Here is a 14,966-nt window from a genome sequence, read left to right on the forward strand (position 1 = left end):
TCAACCGAATACTGGCGTCCCTGCCGGAAAACAAATAAAATGGCGTAAACAGCAGGATTGAGGTGAGCCGCAATGAACGTTCGCAAGCTTCGGTTATTCGATACCGAGAATATCCACTCCGGCGAAGACCGCGACGAATACGAGAAGGATTACGCCCGCTTGATCCAGTCCCCGGCCTTCCGCCGGCTGCAGGGCAAATCGCAGGTGTTCGGCGCGGGCTCCGGCGATTATTACCGCACGCGTCTCACGCACTCGCTCGAGGTGTCGCAGATCGCGCGGGAAGTGGCCCGCCGATTGAACAAGAGCTATCCGATGCTGGCAAGGAAGGAGCATCCGGGTCTCGTGATCGACCCCGAGGTGGTTGAAGTGGCGTCGCTCGCGCACGACCTGGGCCATCCCCCGTTCGGCCACAAAGGGGAAGAGGTGCTCAACGATGTGCTGACGCACGGGTATGGGATGAAGTACGAGGGCAACGCCCAGAATTTCCGCATTCTCATGTTCCTCGAGAAGAGAGCGGGCAGCGACAGCGGCCTCGACCTGACGGCGGCCGTGCTGCTCGCTATCAATAAATATCCTTACTGCATCGACGAACCGGGCCGGCTCAAAGGCGTGTTCTCCCGCGAGTGGGAGGGAATCAGCTACCTGCGCGGCCGTTGGGGCATGCCGGAGGGGCTCGCGACGCTCGAAGCGCAGCTGATGGACCTATGCGACGACATCGCTTATTCCACGCATGATCTCGAGGACGGCATCCGCGCGGGCAAGATTCAGATGAACCGCGGTTTTCTCGAAGATGATCGGGTGGTCGCTCATCTCATTCAGGAGATCTTGGACGATCCGGGCCATAACAGCATGAACTGGAGCCAGGTAGACATGACGGAGATGGTGCGCCAGGTGCTGAGCCAGGTGGCCCGCCAGTGGGAGGAGATTCTCGCTGAATTCGGCCGCGATCCGTCCCGGACGAGGCGGGAGATGAAAGCGCGATGGGTACGCTACTTCGCTAACCAAGTGGGGATTATTGACGATCCGGCGACCGGGTGGCACAAGGTGACGTTCGTCCGCGAAGGCGCGGAGGATCTGGAGCTGCTGCGGACGATGGAAATTCTGAAGAAGCTGGCATGGGTGACGCTGATCAAGGACTTCCGGGTTCAACGGCTGCACAAGCGAAGCGAAGTCATGCTTCGCAGGCTGTGGGACAGCTTCAAGGATTACGAGACAGGCCGGCTCATTCTGCCGCCGGACTGGCTGGAGAGCTATGAGCAGCAGAAGGGCAGCTGGCCTTGGCAGCGGCTGGCGGCGGACTATATCTCCGGCATGACGGACGCTTACGCGGAGAAGGTATACGCGGAGTTCTTCGCGAGCAGGTCAGGTTCAATCTACGAGAGAGATTGAGGCCCGATGCGCCTGCGGCGAGGAGCCGGATGGGACTGAAGCCGGATGGGGCCGGCTGGATCGGATGGACCAGATAGAAGTCGAGGAAATCGCCGCTTGACATACCCCATGGGGGTATATTACGATAAGGCTGTGAGGTGACTAAGCATGGAGCATAAAGGCGCGGCCGAAGCGGGCCTCCACGACAGCTGTTCTGCAGGCGGCATGGAGCGGAAGAGCCATCATTCGGACCAAGTCAAGGCGAACCTGCTCTCGCGGCTTAACCGGATCGAAGGGCAAATCCGCGGGATTAAAGGCTTGATCGAGAAGGATACTTATTGCGACGACATCCTGAATCAGATCGCGGCTGCTCAATCGGCTCTGAACAGCGTCGGCAGGCTGCTGCTGGAAGGGCATATGAAGAGCTGCATCGTGGAGCGGATTCAAGCGGGCGAGCATGAAGTGATAGACGAGCTGCTGGTCACCGTCCACAAATTGATGAGATAAACCATAGGAGGGTATAACTATGCAGAATATAACGTTAAAAGTGGAAGGCATGTCGTGCAATCATTGCGTGAACGCAGTCGAAGGCGCGGTCGGCAAGCTGGGCGCATCGGCGAAGGTGAACCTGGCGGGCAAGTCCGTCGCGGTCGAATATGACGAGACGAAGGTTAGCGCCGCTGCCATCAAGGAAGCGATCGAGGATCAAGGCTACGATGTCGTAGGGGAATGAGTAAGGCTTTGCGCTTGACGCGGCAAGGCAAATGGCCGGTGCGTTGCGCTGAACGCAGCAAGGCATAGGCTAACGGAAGGAGCCGTCTTGGGCGGCTCCCTCTTTTCACCCGAATCGATACCCTATGGGGGTATTTAACCGACGAAGAAGGGGATATAGATGAACGCTGCAGCACAATCGGACAACGCAAGCGTAGAATTGGAGATCGGCGGCATGACCTGCGCGGCCTGCGCGGCCCGGATCGAGAAAGGGCTGAATCGAATGCCGGGCGTCGCGATGGCGACGGTTAACCTGGCGCTCGAGACGGCGCACGTCGAGTTCGCACCGGATGGCGGGGCGTCGCTGCCGGATGTCATCCGCAAGGTCGAGCAGCTCGGCTACCAGGCAGCGCGCAAGGCGGAGCAGCAAGACGGCGCGGCTCGGCGCCGGAAGGAGATCGTCCGTCAGCGGGGATGGCTGACCGCTTCGGCGATCTTGACGCTGCCGCTGCTCTGGGCGATGGCCGGGCACTTCGCTTTTCTATCATGGCTGCGGGTTCCCGAGCTGTTCATGAACGCCTGGTTCCAGCTAGGAATCGCGACGCCGGTGCAGTTCGTGATTGGCTGGCGGTTCTACGCCGGCGCCTTCAAAGCGCTGAGGAGCGGCAGCGCCAATATGGACGTGCTTGTCGCGCTCGGCACGTCGGCCGCCTACTTCTACAGCCTCTATCTGACAATAGATTCGGCCGGCGGCATGCAGATGGGGCGGGTTGAACTGTACTTCGAGACAAGCGCGGTGCTCATCACGCTTATTCTGCTGGGCAAGCTGTTCGAAGCGATGGCGAAGGGGCGTTCGTCCGAAGCGATTCGCTCGCTCATGAAGCTGCGGGCGAAGACGGCGCTCGTCGTGCGCGGCGGAGAAGAGATAGCAGTTCCGGTCGAAAAGGTAGCCGTAGGCGACATCTGCATCGTCAAGCCGGGCGAGAAAATTCCGGTGGACGGCGTCGTCGTGGAAGGCTCGTCCGCCGTGGACGAATCGATGCTGACCGGAGAGAGCATGCCGGTCGGCAAGCAGCCGGGCGCTGAAGCGATCGGCGCGACGCTGAACAAGAACGGCATGCTCAAGATCCGCGCGACGAGGGTCGGCAGCGAGACCGCCCTGTCACAGATTATCCGCGTCGTGGAGCAGGCGCAAAGCTCCAAAGCGCCGATCCAGCGGGTCGCGGACAAGATCTCGGGCATCTTCGTGCCGATTGTCGTCGGCATCGCGGTGTTGACGTTCCTGATCTGGATTCTCTTCATTGAAGCAGGCCGTGTGGCGCCTGCGCTGGAAGCGGCTATCGCGGTGCTTGTTATCGCCTGCCCATGCGCGCTTGGCCTGGCAACGCCGACTTCCATTATGGCCGGTTCCGGCCGGGCGGCTGAGCTCGGCGTGCTGTTCAAAGGCGGCGAGCATCTGGAGACGGCGCATACGATCGATACGGTCGTGCTCGACAAGACGGGCACCGTCACGAAGGGCGCGCCGGAGCTGACGGATGCGGTCGTTGCCGACGGGTTTGGCGAGGCGGAGGTGCTGGCGGGGATCGGCGCGGCGGAACGCGCCTCCGAGCATCCGCTGGCGGAGGCGATCGTCCGCGGCATACGGGAGCGGGGTATCGAGCTCCCGCAGGCGGAAGCGTTCGAGGCGGTGCCGGGCCATGGCGTGCGCGCCGAAGCCGGCGGGCATACGCTGCTCATTGGCAACCGGCGGCTGATGGAGGCGAACGGCGTGCAGGCGCCGCCGGATGCGCTGGAGGCGCTGCGACGGCTGGAGGAGCAGGGCAAGACGGTGGTGCTCGCGGCGGAGGACGGCGTCTATGCGGCAATGATTGCTGTCGCGGACACGATGAAGCCGACGTCTCGTCAGGCGGTGGAGCGGCTGAAGCGGCTCGGTCTGACGGTCATCATGATGACCGGGGACAACGAGCGGACGGCGAAGGCGATCGCTGGCGACGCAGGCATCGAGCAGGTGCTGGCCGAGGTGCTGCCGGAAGGCAAAGCGGCGGAGGTTCGCCGGTTGAAGGAGCGCGGCCGCAAGGTCGCCATGGTCGGCGACGGCATCAACGATGCGCCGGCGCTGGCAACGGCCGATGTCGGCATGGCGATCGGCACCGGGACGGACGTCGCGATGGAGACGGCGGATGTGACGCTTATGCGCGGCGATCTGAATGGCATCGCCGACGCGATCGAGATGAGCCGCCGCACGATGCGCAACATTCGTCAGAACCTGTTCTGGGCGCTCGCTTACAACGTCGTCGGCATCCCGATCGCGGCGAGCGGCCTGCTCGCCCCTTGGCTGGCGGGCGCGGCGATGGCGCTCAGCTCGGTGTCGGTCGTGCTGAACGCGCTGCGGCTGCAGCGGGCGAAGGTTGGCCGTGGGGGTGAGTGAGGGCGCGATACGCCAGTGCGCCGGATGAAGCGCATACGAGCGAGTGAATGTGCGGAGTGCCGGACGAGCGCATGTGAAAGCGGGATTATGTGAAGTGAGTAATGGTGCGTATGTGAAGGTATGATCGTTCATTAGCTGATAGATATGGGCTCCATTCCAAATTGGCTACAGCGGCTGCCTTCGGGCAGCCGTTGTTGCATCTGCCGGAGTTACGCTTATGTTTGGGATGCAGCATTCGAGCATTAGCCCTTGACCAGCAGACTTGCGCCGGATATAGTGATATCAATAGTTACTTTAAAAAATAAAGTTAAGAGGGTGTAGCCATTGACAGCGCCCATATTCGTAGGACACGGCTCGCCGATGATGGCGGTGCAGGACAATGCCTGCGCGAGATTTCTGGAGGAATACGGGAAGACGCTTCGTCCGAAAGCCATTATCATTTTCACAGCCCATTGGGAGAACCGGGTAACGACGATCTCCTCGGTAAGCGGCGAGTACGATACAATCTATGACTTCGGAGGGTTCCCTCAGGAACTCTACGAGATCCGCTATCCGGCGAAGGGTTCGCCCGAGTTGGCGGAGCGTGTGGCTTCGATGCTGAGCGTGAAGGGGATTGCTTCGCAATTTGATGCGGCGAGAGGGCTCGATCACGGCTCGTGGGTCCCGTTGTCCCGCATGTTCCCGGATGCGGCTATCCCCGTCGTTCAGATGTCGGTGAACCCTTTCCTGCCGGCTGAGGAGCAGTATCGCATCGGAGAAGCGCTGCGCGGGTTGGACCGCGAGGATATTCTCATTATTGGCAGCGGGGCGACCGTACACAACTTTCGGACGTTGAACCCGCATGCTAAGGAACCGGACGCTTGGGCCGTCGCGTTCGACGATTGGCTGGTTGAGCGCATGCGCGGGCGTGACCTTGATGCGTTGTTCCGCTGCGAGGAGATGGCGCCGAACGCTCGGCTCGCAGTGCCGCGGCCGGAGCATTTCGTGCCGCTGTACATCGCTTTCGGCAGCGGCGATCCGGCAGGCGGGGTGAAGGAGATTCACCGCAGCTACGAGATGGGCGCGTTGAGCTACCTGTCGCTGTCGTTCTGAGGTGTGACTCGAGCGCTGGACGTTGCGCTTGGTTGCGAGGTGAACTAAGTAACAGCGGGACGGTGCGGGGATGATCGTAACCAATCGTTCGGTCGCCATTCGGTCGCACCAACTTACTTACACTCATGCTGTCCCCGGCGCAAACCGACCTCAAAGTGAACCTCCCGGACATCACAAACCCGTTAGATGGATGGCCGAAACGTTCGGAAGCAGGCTCATGAGTAACTTTTTGTGCCTTGTAGCGGTAGCGGCGCGGCGATTGGAGTGGACAAGGCACTTTTTGTGCCTTGTTGCGGGGTTGGCGCAGCGATTGGGGCGGACAAGGCACTTTTTGTGCCTTGTTGCGGTAGCGGCGCTGGGATTGGAGCGGACAAGGCACTTTTTGTGCCTTGTAGCGGTAGCGGCGCGGCGATTGGAGTGGACAAGGCACTTTTTGTGCCTTGTTGCGGGGTTGGCGCAGCGATTGGGGCGGACAAGGCACTTTTTGTGCCTTGTTGCGGGGTTGGCGCAGCGAGAGAAGCGGACAAAGCACTTTTTGTGCCTTGTTGCGGGCTTGGCGCAGCGAGAGGAGCGGACAAGGCACATTTTGTGCCTTGTTGCGGGCTTGGCGCAGCGAGAGGAGCGGACAAGGCACATTTTGTGCCTTGTAGCGGTAGCGGCGCGGCGAGAGGAGCGGACAAGGCACTTTTTGTGCCTTGTTGCGGGGTTGGCGCGGCGATTGGAGCGGACAAGGCACTTTTTGTGCCTTGTTGCGGGGTTGGCGCTTAGCCCGCTCCACGCGCTCCGCCGATCCCCGTCACCCGCCCATGTAACGCTCCCGCACTACGTCCAGATGGTGACACGTATGCGCTGCGATGAAGTAGCCAATGGCGGCGGCGGTTGTGCGGGTGTCGTTGATGATGCCGGCGCGCCGCCATTCCTCTGCGGTCAAGCCCTTCGCCAGCGCCAGCGTCGAGGCGCGGACGGCGCGGAACTCTTCCACCAGATCGATGAGCGGTCTACGGTCGAAGCGGGTTCCATTCACGAAGTGCTCCGGGTGCCTCGGCAAGGGCACCTTGTCGCCGCGCGCGATGCACATGAGCCGGTAGCTGCTCGTACGCTCGGTATCGATCAGATGGCCGAGCACCTCCTTCAAGCTCCATTTGCCATCCGCATATCGATACAGGCTCTTCTCCTCGCCGAACGATACGTATAGCGAGACAACCTCCTTCAGCTGCTCTTGAAGCAGCAGGGTCGCATCTCCTTCCGGAAGCAGACGGAAATAATCGTCCCAATATGGCTGATAATCGCCTTGTAACGGCTTAGGTACGCTCATGATTGCGCGACCTCCAATATTTTTGAAATGGGTATGAATGGAAACTGTATACCATGCACAACCGCTTCATATGTTTCACGTGAAGCGGCGGGATACGCTATTTTTCGTTGCGTGCGGCGGGGGAATGGCGCTTGCGGGTTGGCTGAATACGCGAGTTCGCGTCGGGCTTTGCGGAAATGACGCGTGAGGCGCGCAATCCGACAAGAGCGCGGTCTGCCTGAACTAACGGCAGAAGAGGCGTGCGGCTGGGGCCAAACCTCTTTTTCGACCCGTGATTGCCTATTCGTGAATGAAGTCCGCCACTCGCGTATCGTTCTTGCCGAGCGGCATGATTGAATAGAACGTCTCGTTGCTCCGTATGTGCTCGATCGTCTGAATAATGATGATGCGTTCGTATTCCCGCAGCTTGCCGTCAACCAGCTCCCATAACAGATTGTCCAGCGAATCGTAATGGTCGCAGAAGGTGACGCGGTTCACCCCGGCCAACTCCGCCAACTCCGCCAGCTCCGCCAGCTCCTTCACCTTCAATTCGTGAATGCTCTTCTCTGTGAGCAGCTTCAACAAGGCGTCCTTCAGCCGCTTCCGCGTGCGAGCGACCCGGACGTCGGGATATTCCCCGCTCCCGTGCAAGGCGCATACTCCGTTCTTCCGGCTTCGCGAGCCGATCCTGTCCAAGATTCTGGCTCGCTTGGTAGGGATCGGCTCGTTGCTTCTCAACTGGCGTTCGATCTGATATATTAGGTACAACTTAATTAAATTAGGCAATAACTAAAATATAAAGGCTGGATTCCGTATCGGAAAGGCGGATGGAGATGCTCACATGGAGGCTTAGACAGATGATGACGGAGAGGGGCGTATGGACCGGCGCCGCGCTCGCTCGATTGCTGAAGGACAGAGCGGGATACGAGTTGTCGGCTCCGTCGATCAGCGCGCTCCTTCGGGGACAGCCGAAGCAGATGAAGTCGGAGACGTTGGATGCGTTGTGCACCGCGCTGGACTGCACGCCGGGCGATCTGTGGCTGCATGAGCGCGGTGAGACGCAAGGAGCTTAAACGAATAGACAGGGGAGACACTCGGATGTCGGAGAAACTCATTATGCCGTTCGGCGACCCGATTCTGCGCAAACAAGCGAAGCCGGTCACCGACTTTGGTCCGAGGACCGGCAAGCTGATGGACGACCTGCGCGATACGCTGTACGCGGCCGAGGGCCGGGCGGGGCTGGCGGCGCCGCAGATCGGCATCTTGCGCCGGGCGCTCTCGATGGATTGCGGGGAAGGCTTGATGGAGCTGATCAATCCGGAGATATTGGAGATGGGCGGCGAACATATCGGACCGGAGGCATGCTTGTCCTATCCCGGCTTCGCCGGCAATGTCAAGCGAGCCCAGTATGTCCGGGTCCGCGCCAGGAATCGGCAAGGAGGCTCGTTTGAGCTGGAAGGCGAAGGCTACCTGGCCCGTTGCATCCAGCATGAGATCGATCATCTGGACGGCGTGCTGTTCGTGGATCGGGTGGAGGAGCCATACTTGTATCACGAGCAGACGCAGCAGCGGGTACGCGTACTAGACGTGCTGCGGCTGACGAATCAGTCTGGGTAGAGGAGGAAGCACGCGTTAGCAACAGAATCGTTTACACTCTAACGCTGCCTGTCGTTTACTGTCGGCATGGCCGCCATGAGCGACGGCCTCAAGCTGATGCGCAGCGATGCGGCGGACCCCATGCAGATCGCGACCGTCGCGCTGTTCCTCGACTCTGACGACTCGAGCTTCCTGAACGGCACGATTCATCACGGCGGACGGCGGCTGGACGGCATACGAAGAAGCTTATTGAAGTTTATAAACAGCAGGTGCCGATCACGCCAAATCATGAAATTATCGCAAGCAGTCTGTTCCGAATCCGGAGCAGGCTGCTTTCTTGTGTGTTATGCGCGCCAGGCGGAACGAGCGGGGTCGATACTGGAACCCTTTTCCATTATAATGAAGAGGACACGCATGAGAGCCTGAAGGAGGAACTGCGATATGGCGTACAGAGTAGAGAAGGACTTCCTCGGCGAGAAGCAGGTGCCGGAAGACGCTTATTATGGGATTCAGACGCTGCGGGCGGTCGAAAATTTTCCAATCACGGGAGTCCCTGTCCATCCCGAGTTAATCTGGGCGCTCGCCCATGTGAAGAAGGCGGCGGCTCTCGCCAACAAGCAGACGAAGATGCTCCGCGCGAACATCGCGGACGCGATCGTGCAGGCCGCGGACGAAGTCGCCGGCGGCAAGCTGGCCGACCAGTTCCTGGTCGATTCGATTCAGGGCGGGGCCGGCACCTCGATCAATATGAATATGAACGAAGTGCTCGCCAACCGAGCGCTTGAGATAATGGGGCACAAGAAAGGCGAGTACTTCCACTGCAGCCCGAACAATCACGTCAATATGTCGCAGTCGACCAATGACGTCATTCCAACGGCGATTCGGATCGCGGCATACCGGATGGCGCAGACGCTACTGGAGACGCTTGACGGACTGCAATCCGCGTTGTACCGCAAGTCGGAGCAATTCGACGACGTGATCAAGATGGGCCGCACCCATCTGCAGGACGCGGTGCCGATCCGGCTCGGCCAGGAGTTCAGCGCTTATGCGGCGGTGATTGGCCGCGACATCGGCCGCATCTCGAGAGCGGCGGACGGGCTGCTCGTGGTGAACATGGGCGCGACGGCGGTCGGGACCGGTCTGAACGCGAAGCCGGAATATATCCGCGAGGTGGTGCGGATTATGGCCGAGGATGTGGGGATCCCGCTTCAGGATGCAGAGAACCTCGTCGACGCGACGCAGAACACGGACGCTTATACGGAGCTGTCGGCGTCGCTTAAGGTGTGCGCGGTGAACCTGTCGAAAATATGCAATGACATCCGCTTGATGGCATCGGGGCCGCGTACGGGACTAAGCGAGATTGCGCTGCCGCCGCGTCAGCCGGGCTCCTCGATCATGCCGGGCAAGGTGAATCCGGTGATGGCCGAGGTCGTGAACCAGACGGCATTCCAAGTGATTGGCAACGACCATACGATCTGTCTTGCGTCGGAAGCCGGCCAATTCGAGCTGAACGTGATGGGGCCGGTGCTGGCTTTTAACCTGCTGCAATCGCTCAAAATATTGCGCAACGCCGTCGACGTCTTCATCCGCCATGCGCTGGACGGGATGGAGGCGAACCGCGAGCGGTGCGAGGAGTACGTGCGGGGCAGCTTCGGCATCGTGACGGCGCTGAACCCGCATCTCGGCTATGAAGTGGCCGCCCAGCTCGTTAAGGACGCCTTGAAGAGCGGCACGACGGTGCAGGCGCTCATACTGGAGCGCCATCTGCTGACGCCGGAGGAGATCGCGGTCATTCTGGACCCCGTCCAGATGACGACGCCGGGTATCGCCGGCGAATGGCTGCTGACGGGCGAGTCGGAGGTGTGACCGATCGGCGGGCGGTTGGCGGTCGGCGGCTATGGAGCGGCAGCACGTTGGCGCGCGAGATACTCGGCGAAGCCGTGTAACTCCGGTTCGTGGAAATTTTCAATTAATGAAGGAGTCGTTGCGAGTGTCGTCACATCCATCGGAGACGTTCCACCCGCTGCTGGCGGAATGGTTCGCCGACAAGTTCGGCGAGCCGACCGACGTGCAGAAGCAGGCATGGCGAGAGATCTCGGCCGGCCGTCATACGCTGATCGCGGCACCGACCGGCTCGGGCAAGACGCTGGCCGCTCTGCTGCCTTGCCTGGACGCGATAGCGGGCAGCGCCGATACGTCGCCGGGCGTGCGCGTGCTGTACGTGACGCCGCTCAAAGCGCTGAACAACGATATACACCACCATGCACTGGGCTATATCGAGGAGCTGGACGCCCGGGCGGCGGCGGAAGGCCGCCGCGAGTGGCGGGGCATACGCTCGGCCGTCCGGACGGGCGACACGCCGCAGAGCCAGCGGGCCGCGATGCAGCGCCGGCCTCCCGACGTGCTCGTCACGACGCCGGAGTCGCTGTTCCTGCTGCTCGCGTCCGACAAAGGGAGCGCCATGCTCCGTACCGTCCGGCAGGTGATCGTGGACGAGATCCACGATCTGGCGGCCGGCAAGCGCGGCGCGCATCTGTCGCTGTCGCTGGAGCGGCTGGCCGAGCTGTGCGCCCATCCGGTGCAGCGCATCGGCGTGTCGGCGACGCAGAAGCCGCTGGAGCGAGTGGCGCGTTATCTCGGCGGCTGGGAGCCGGCGGAATCCGCTCCCGCGGCGAACGCCTCCGCGGGGGCCGTGCATCCGCTCGGCTATCGTCCGCGGCCGGTCGCGATCGTCGAGAGCGACATGCGCAAGCAGCTCGCCGTCACCGTGACGATGCCCGACCAGAGCCGCCCGGTCCAGACGCGGGAAGGCGTCTGGCTGCCGCTGCTTGACCGCATCGTGCAGCTCATGGAAGGCGCGCGCTCCGTGCTCATCTTCGTGAACAGCCGCCGCCTGTGCGAGCGGCTGTGCCTGCGGCTGAACGATCACGTCGGCTGCGAGCTGGCCCGTTCGCATCACGGCAGCGTCTCGCGCGAACGCCGCCTCGAGGTCGAGCGCCTGCTCAAGGAAGGAAGCTTGCGCTGCATCGTGGCGACGTCGTCGCTGGAGCTCGGCATCGACGTGGGTCATGTCGATCTGGTCATCCAGATCGACTCGCCGCTCAGCGCGGCAGGCGGCATTCAGCGCATCGGCCGCGCGGGACACGCCGTCGGCAGCGCCAGCCGCGGCGTCATTCTGTCGCGGTCGAAGGGGCCGCTCCCCGAGATCGCGACGCTCAGCCGGCGCATCGCGGCCCGCGACATCGAAGAGATCCGCGTGCCGCGCGAGCCGATGGACGTGCTGTCGCAGCAGATCGTCGGCATGGTCGCAGCATCCGATTGGCGGGTGGACCAGCTGCACCGGCTCATCGCGCGCAGCGACAACTATTATTCTTGCACCCGCGAACAGATAGAAGAGCTATTACAGGTGCTCGCCGGCCTCTACCCGTTCGTGCGGCCTCTGCTCGAATGGGACCGCAGCGCACACCTGCTGACGAAGCGCGCCAATACGGCGATGGCAGCGGTCACCGGGGCGGGCACGATACCGCAGAGCGGGAATTACCCGGTTCATCACATCGACAGCCGCGTCCACTTGGGCGAGCTGGACGAGGAGTTCATTCAGGAGAGCCGAGTCGGCGACGTCTTCCAGCTTGGCACGAGCTCTTGGATGATCCGCGAGATTAAGCAGGATCGCGTCTATGTATCGGAAGTCGGCAACCGGTTCAGCGAAGTGCCGTTCTGGCGCAACGAGGCCGGCGGCAGATCGTACGCGCTCGGCGTCCAAGTCGGCGAGTTCATGCGGGAGCTCGGCCGCAGGCTCCGGCTGGAGGCGACCGAAGGCGAGCTGGACCAAGCGACACTGGAGGAGACGCTGGCCTGGCTGGCGGCCGATCACGGCATGGACCGGGAGGCGGGCACTCAATTAGCGGGGCTCGCCCATTCACAGCAGCGATTCTGCGGCCTGCCGACGGACAAGCGCATGCTGATCGAATCCTACCGGGACGTCATGAACCAGACGCACGTCGTCATTCACAACTATTGCGGGAGAAGCGTGAATCGCGCTTGGCTGCTCGCCATTGAACGCCAGTTCGAAAAGCTGCTTCCCTACCGCCTCTATGGCAACGCCAAGGATAACGGCATTGAGTTCGTGCTGCCGGAGTGGGACGCCTCCTGGCTGCAGGCGATCCAGCACGTGACGCCGGCCAATCTGGAGGAGCTGCTGACGGAGGCGGTCACCGGCTCGCCGCTGCTCGCGCTATCGTTCCGGCGCATCGCGGAGACGTCGCTGCTGCTATCGCGCAGCTTCACCCGTACGCCGCTCTGGCAGAAGCGGCTGCGCGGCGAAGAGCTTCTCCGTTCGGCTCTGCCGTACGCCGATCGATTCCCGTATTTGCGCGAGGCAATGAAGGAATGTCTGCACGATTATTTGGATTACGAGGGCCTGAAGCAAGCGCTGGAGGGCATCCAGTGCGGAGAGATTGAGCTAGCGACGCGGGAGACGCCTCATCCATCGCCGTTCGCCGCCCAGTTCATTGCCGACTACGTCAACATGCGCGTCTACGAAGGCGAAGGCGTGGACGAATCGATTCAGCTCCAGCTGCTCAATGTGAGCAAAGAGCTGGCTGCCCAGCTGTTCGGCGAAGCGAATCTTCCCGGCATTGTCCACCCGGACATTGTCCAAGAAGAGGCTCGCAAGCTCGAAGAGCCCGAACGCGCGGCGGACAGCCCAGAGGACGTCTACCGGCTCCTCAAGCAGCGCGGAGATCTGTCGGCTGAGGAACTCGCCAAGCTTGCGGGCGGCCGAACGGAGACATTCGGCTGGCTGGAGGAGCTTCGCGAGAGTGGGCGAATCGTGCCGATCGATCCGGCTGGCGATGGAGCGTATCGGTGGATCTGCGCGGATGAGCGCGAGATCTATGAAGCTTTTCCCGAGGAAGGAGATTCGGTCTCGTTCATTATTGGCCGTCATGTGCGGCATGTGATCAGCTTCACCGAGGCGGAGCTGTGCGAGCGGTACCCGGCGCTGACGTACGCGCAGGCGCAGGGCGTCGTCGAGGACATGCTGGCCCAAGGACAGATCGAACGCGCGCCGCATGCGGCTCACGAGACGGAGCGGATCTGGACAAGCATCGAAGTGGCATCTCGGCTCGTGCGGCTGTCCATCCGTGAGACGCGCAAGCAGTCCCAGCCGGTAGAGCCGTCCCGCTGGTGCGGGCAGATCGCGCTGATGCAGCATGCCCTTCAAGGTACGCAGCAGCAGGGAACGGACGGCCTTCGGCGCGTTATCGGAATTATGCAAGGCCTGTTCGCGCCGTTGTCGCATTGGGAGACGATTCTGTTCCCTTCCCGGCTGAGCCGCTACCGCAAGGAAGATCTCGATCTGTTGTGCGCTTCCGGGGACGTCATCTGGCTGGGGAAGAAAGAGGAAGGAGACAAGGAAGGCAAAGCGGCTTTCTTCCTCGCGGAATCGAAGGAATTGTACGCCCCCTATGTGACGGGGCAGGCGAACAAGCCGACGCGGCATCCTCGCTTGCTGGAGAAGCTGCGGGCAGACGGCGCGAGCTTCCTGACGAAGCTGAGCCGGGAAGAGGGCAAGCTTCCTTCCGAGCTGCTGCCCGATCTGCTGGATCTGGTGTGGGAAGGGCACGTCTCGAACGACCAGTTCGCGCCGCTGCGGCTGTCTCAAGCCGGCAAATCTCGCAAGGCGGCGGATAAGACCGGCTCCGGCTTCGGCCGCTGGTATTGGACAGGAACGCTGGCGGAGGAGGAAGCGGAGAACGTCGATGGCCTGAGCGCGAGATTGGGGACGGGCAGGGACGAGAGCTCGAGCGCAAGGAGCAGCAGAGGAAGAGGCGCGGGATCAAGTGGTGGCGCAGAGGAGTCGGCGGTCCATTGGGCGCATCAACTTCTCCAGAGCTTCGGGCTCGTCAACAAGGACTTGGTAGCGGCCGTGACGCCTTTCTCATGGGATACGTTCTACCCGGTGATGAAGCGTCTCGAGGATTGGGGAGCGGTCATTCGCGGCCATTACGTGCAAGGCGACGAATCGCTGCAGTTCACGACACGCGAGGTGGCCGACGCGGTGCGCCGCCCGATTGCCGTTCTAGATGCGGCTCCGGTCACGGTCCTGTCTGCTGCCGATCCGGCGAATCCCTACGGACTTCTGATCGATTGGCCGGAGTCCGCTCGCGGCGCTTCCTTCTCTCGCAAAGCGGGAAATTACTTGGTGATGAAGGGTGAGAACGGTGTGTTCTGGATTGAGAATTATGGGCGGAGGGTCTATTCGCTAGACAATTCGACCACTATCCCTTTGGATCAGAAGGCAGCTCTGCTGAAGGATGCGCTGCTTACGCTGCTCCGCCGGCAAGGGTTGGTCAAGGTCGTGATCGATTCGTGGAACGGCGAGCCGATCTCCTCAAGCGAAGCCGGGAAGCTGCTGCAAGAGCTTGGCGCGGAGACGGATCGCAAGTCGCTGGTGTTCTGGGCGAATTGAAGTGA

At 61.7% G+C, this 14,966-nt stretch carries 11 protein-coding genes; 9 read left to right on the plus strand and 2 right to left on the minus strand.

Annotated elements, in window-relative coordinates:
• The first annotated feature begins 72 nt into the window (after positions 1 to 72).
• The 5 genes from H4Q31_RS04565 to H4Q31_RS04585 all read left to right on the plus strand — a co-directional run bounded on the left by H4Q31_RS04565 (position 73) and on the right by H4Q31_RS04585 (position 5,599).
• Entirely contained in the window at positions 73 to 1,389 is a 1,317-nt protein-coding gene (locus H4Q31_RS04565; protein ID WP_185177887.1) for a deoxyguanosinetriphosphate triphosphohydrolase family protein, read from the plus strand.
• Between the two features lie 147 nt (positions 1,390 to 1,536).
• Complete coding sequence (locus H4Q31_RS04570) at positions 1,537 to 1,875, plus strand: metal-sensitive transcriptional regulator (RefSeq protein ID WP_376698210.1); 339 nt, start codon at positions 1,537 to 1,539, stop codon at positions 1,873 to 1,875.
• Between the two features lie 19 nt (positions 1,876 to 1,894).
• On the plus strand, positions 1,895 to 2,101 hold the full coding sequence (gene copZ / locus H4Q31_RS04575) for a copper chaperone CopZ (protein ID WP_185177888.1): 207 nt from the start codon (positions 1,895 to 1,897) through the stop codon (positions 2,099 to 2,101).
• Positions 2,102 to 2,260: 159 nt separating this feature from the next.
• A complete protein-coding gene (locus H4Q31_RS04580; RefSeq protein ID WP_185177889.1) occupies positions 2,261 to 4,507 on the plus strand; it encodes a heavy metal translocating P-type ATPase in 2,247 nt (748 codons plus the stop codon).
• A gap of 324 nt (positions 4,508 to 4,831) precedes the next feature.
• Positions 4,832 to 5,599, plus strand: coding sequence for a DODA-type extradiol aromatic ring-opening family dioxygenase (locus H4Q31_RS04585; protein WP_185177890.1), 768 nt, complete (start codon positions 4,832 to 4,834; stop codon positions 5,597 to 5,599).
• 796 nt (positions 5,600 to 6,395) lie between these two features.
• Here the strand turns inward: H4Q31_RS04585 and H4Q31_RS04590 are convergent.
• A complete protein-coding gene (locus tag H4Q31_RS04590) occupies positions 6,396 to 6,914 on the minus strand; it encodes a DinB family protein (RefSeq protein WP_185177891.1) in 519 nt (172 codons plus the stop codon).
• A 279-nt stretch (positions 6,915 to 7,193) separates the two neighbouring features.
• A complete protein-coding gene (locus tag H4Q31_RS04595) occupies positions 7,194 to 7,589 on the minus strand; it encodes a hypothetical protein (protein WP_185177892.1) in 396 nt (131 codons plus the stop codon).
• Between the two features lie 137 nt (positions 7,590 to 7,726).
• Here H4Q31_RS04595 and H4Q31_RS04600 point away from each other — a divergent pair, with 137 nt between their 5' ends.
• From H4Q31_RS04600 to H4Q31_RS04615, 4 genes are all read left to right on the plus strand, one after another.
• Positions 7,727 to 7,966 (plus strand): helix-turn-helix domain-containing protein, encoded by a 240-nt coding sequence (locus tag H4Q31_RS04600; protein WP_185177893.1) that lies wholly within the window; start codon positions 7,727 to 7,729, stop codon positions 7,964 to 7,966.
• Between the two features lie 25 nt (positions 7,967 to 7,991).
• Positions 7,992 to 8,510 carry a peptide deformylase gene (def, locus tag H4Q31_RS04605; RefSeq protein ID WP_185177894.1) on the plus strand — a complete coding sequence of 173 codons (519 nt, stop codon included), beginning with the start codon at positions 7,992 to 7,994 and terminating at the stop codon, positions 8,508 to 8,510.
• A 420-nt stretch (positions 8,511 to 8,930) separates the two neighbouring features.
• Positions 8,931 to 10,355 carry an aspartate ammonia-lyase gene (aspA, locus tag H4Q31_RS04610; protein WP_185177895.1) on the plus strand — a complete coding sequence of 475 codons (1,425 nt, stop codon included), beginning with the start codon at positions 8,931 to 8,933 and terminating at the stop codon, positions 10,353 to 10,355.
• A gap of 124 nt (positions 10,356 to 10,479) precedes the next feature.
• On the plus strand, positions 10,480 to 14,961 hold the full coding sequence (locus H4Q31_RS04615; protein WP_311771685.1) for a DEAD/DEAH box helicase: 4,482 nt from the start codon (positions 10,480 to 10,482) through the stop codon (positions 14,959 to 14,961).
• The last annotated feature ends 5 nt before the right edge of the window (positions 14,962 to 14,966 follow it).

It is taken from the genome of Cohnella lubricantis, assembly GCF_014212015.1.
In the GTDB taxonomy this organism is placed as follows: domain Bacteria; phylum Bacillota; class Bacilli; order Paenibacillales; family Paenibacillaceae; genus Cohnella; species Cohnella lubricantis.

Bases quoted from the DNA above. Each gene is read 5' to 3' on its own strand.
- copZ (WP_185177888.1), top strand. From the start codon at position 1,895: ATGCAGAATATAACGTTAAAAGTGGAAGGCATGTCGTGCAATCATTGC.
- def (WP_185177894.1), top strand. From the start codon at position 7,992: ATGTCGGAGAAACTCATTATGCCGTTCGGCGACCCGATTCTGCGCAAA.
- H4Q31_RS04580 (WP_185177889.1), top strand. From the start codon at position 2,261: ATGAACGCTGCAGCACAATCGGACAACGCAAGCGTAGAATTGGAGATC.
- H4Q31_RS04600 (WP_185177893.1), top strand. From the start codon at position 7,727: ATGCTCACATGGAGGCTTAGACAGATGATGACGGAGAGGGGCGTATGG.
- H4Q31_RS04565 (WP_185177887.1), top strand. From the start codon at position 73: ATGAACGTTCGCAAGCTTCGGTTATTCGATACCGAGAATATCCACTCC.
- aspA (WP_185177895.1), top strand. From the start codon at position 8,931: ATGGCGTACAGAGTAGAGAAGGACTTCCTCGGCGAGAAGCAGGTGCCG.
- H4Q31_RS04570 (WP_376698210.1), top strand. From the start codon at position 1,537: ATGGAGCATAAAGGCGCGGCCGAAGCGGGCCTCCACGACAGCTGTTCT.
- H4Q31_RS04590 (WP_185177891.1), bottom strand. From the start codon at position 6,914: ATGAGCGTACCTAAGCCGTTACAAGGCGATTATCAGCCATATTGGGAC.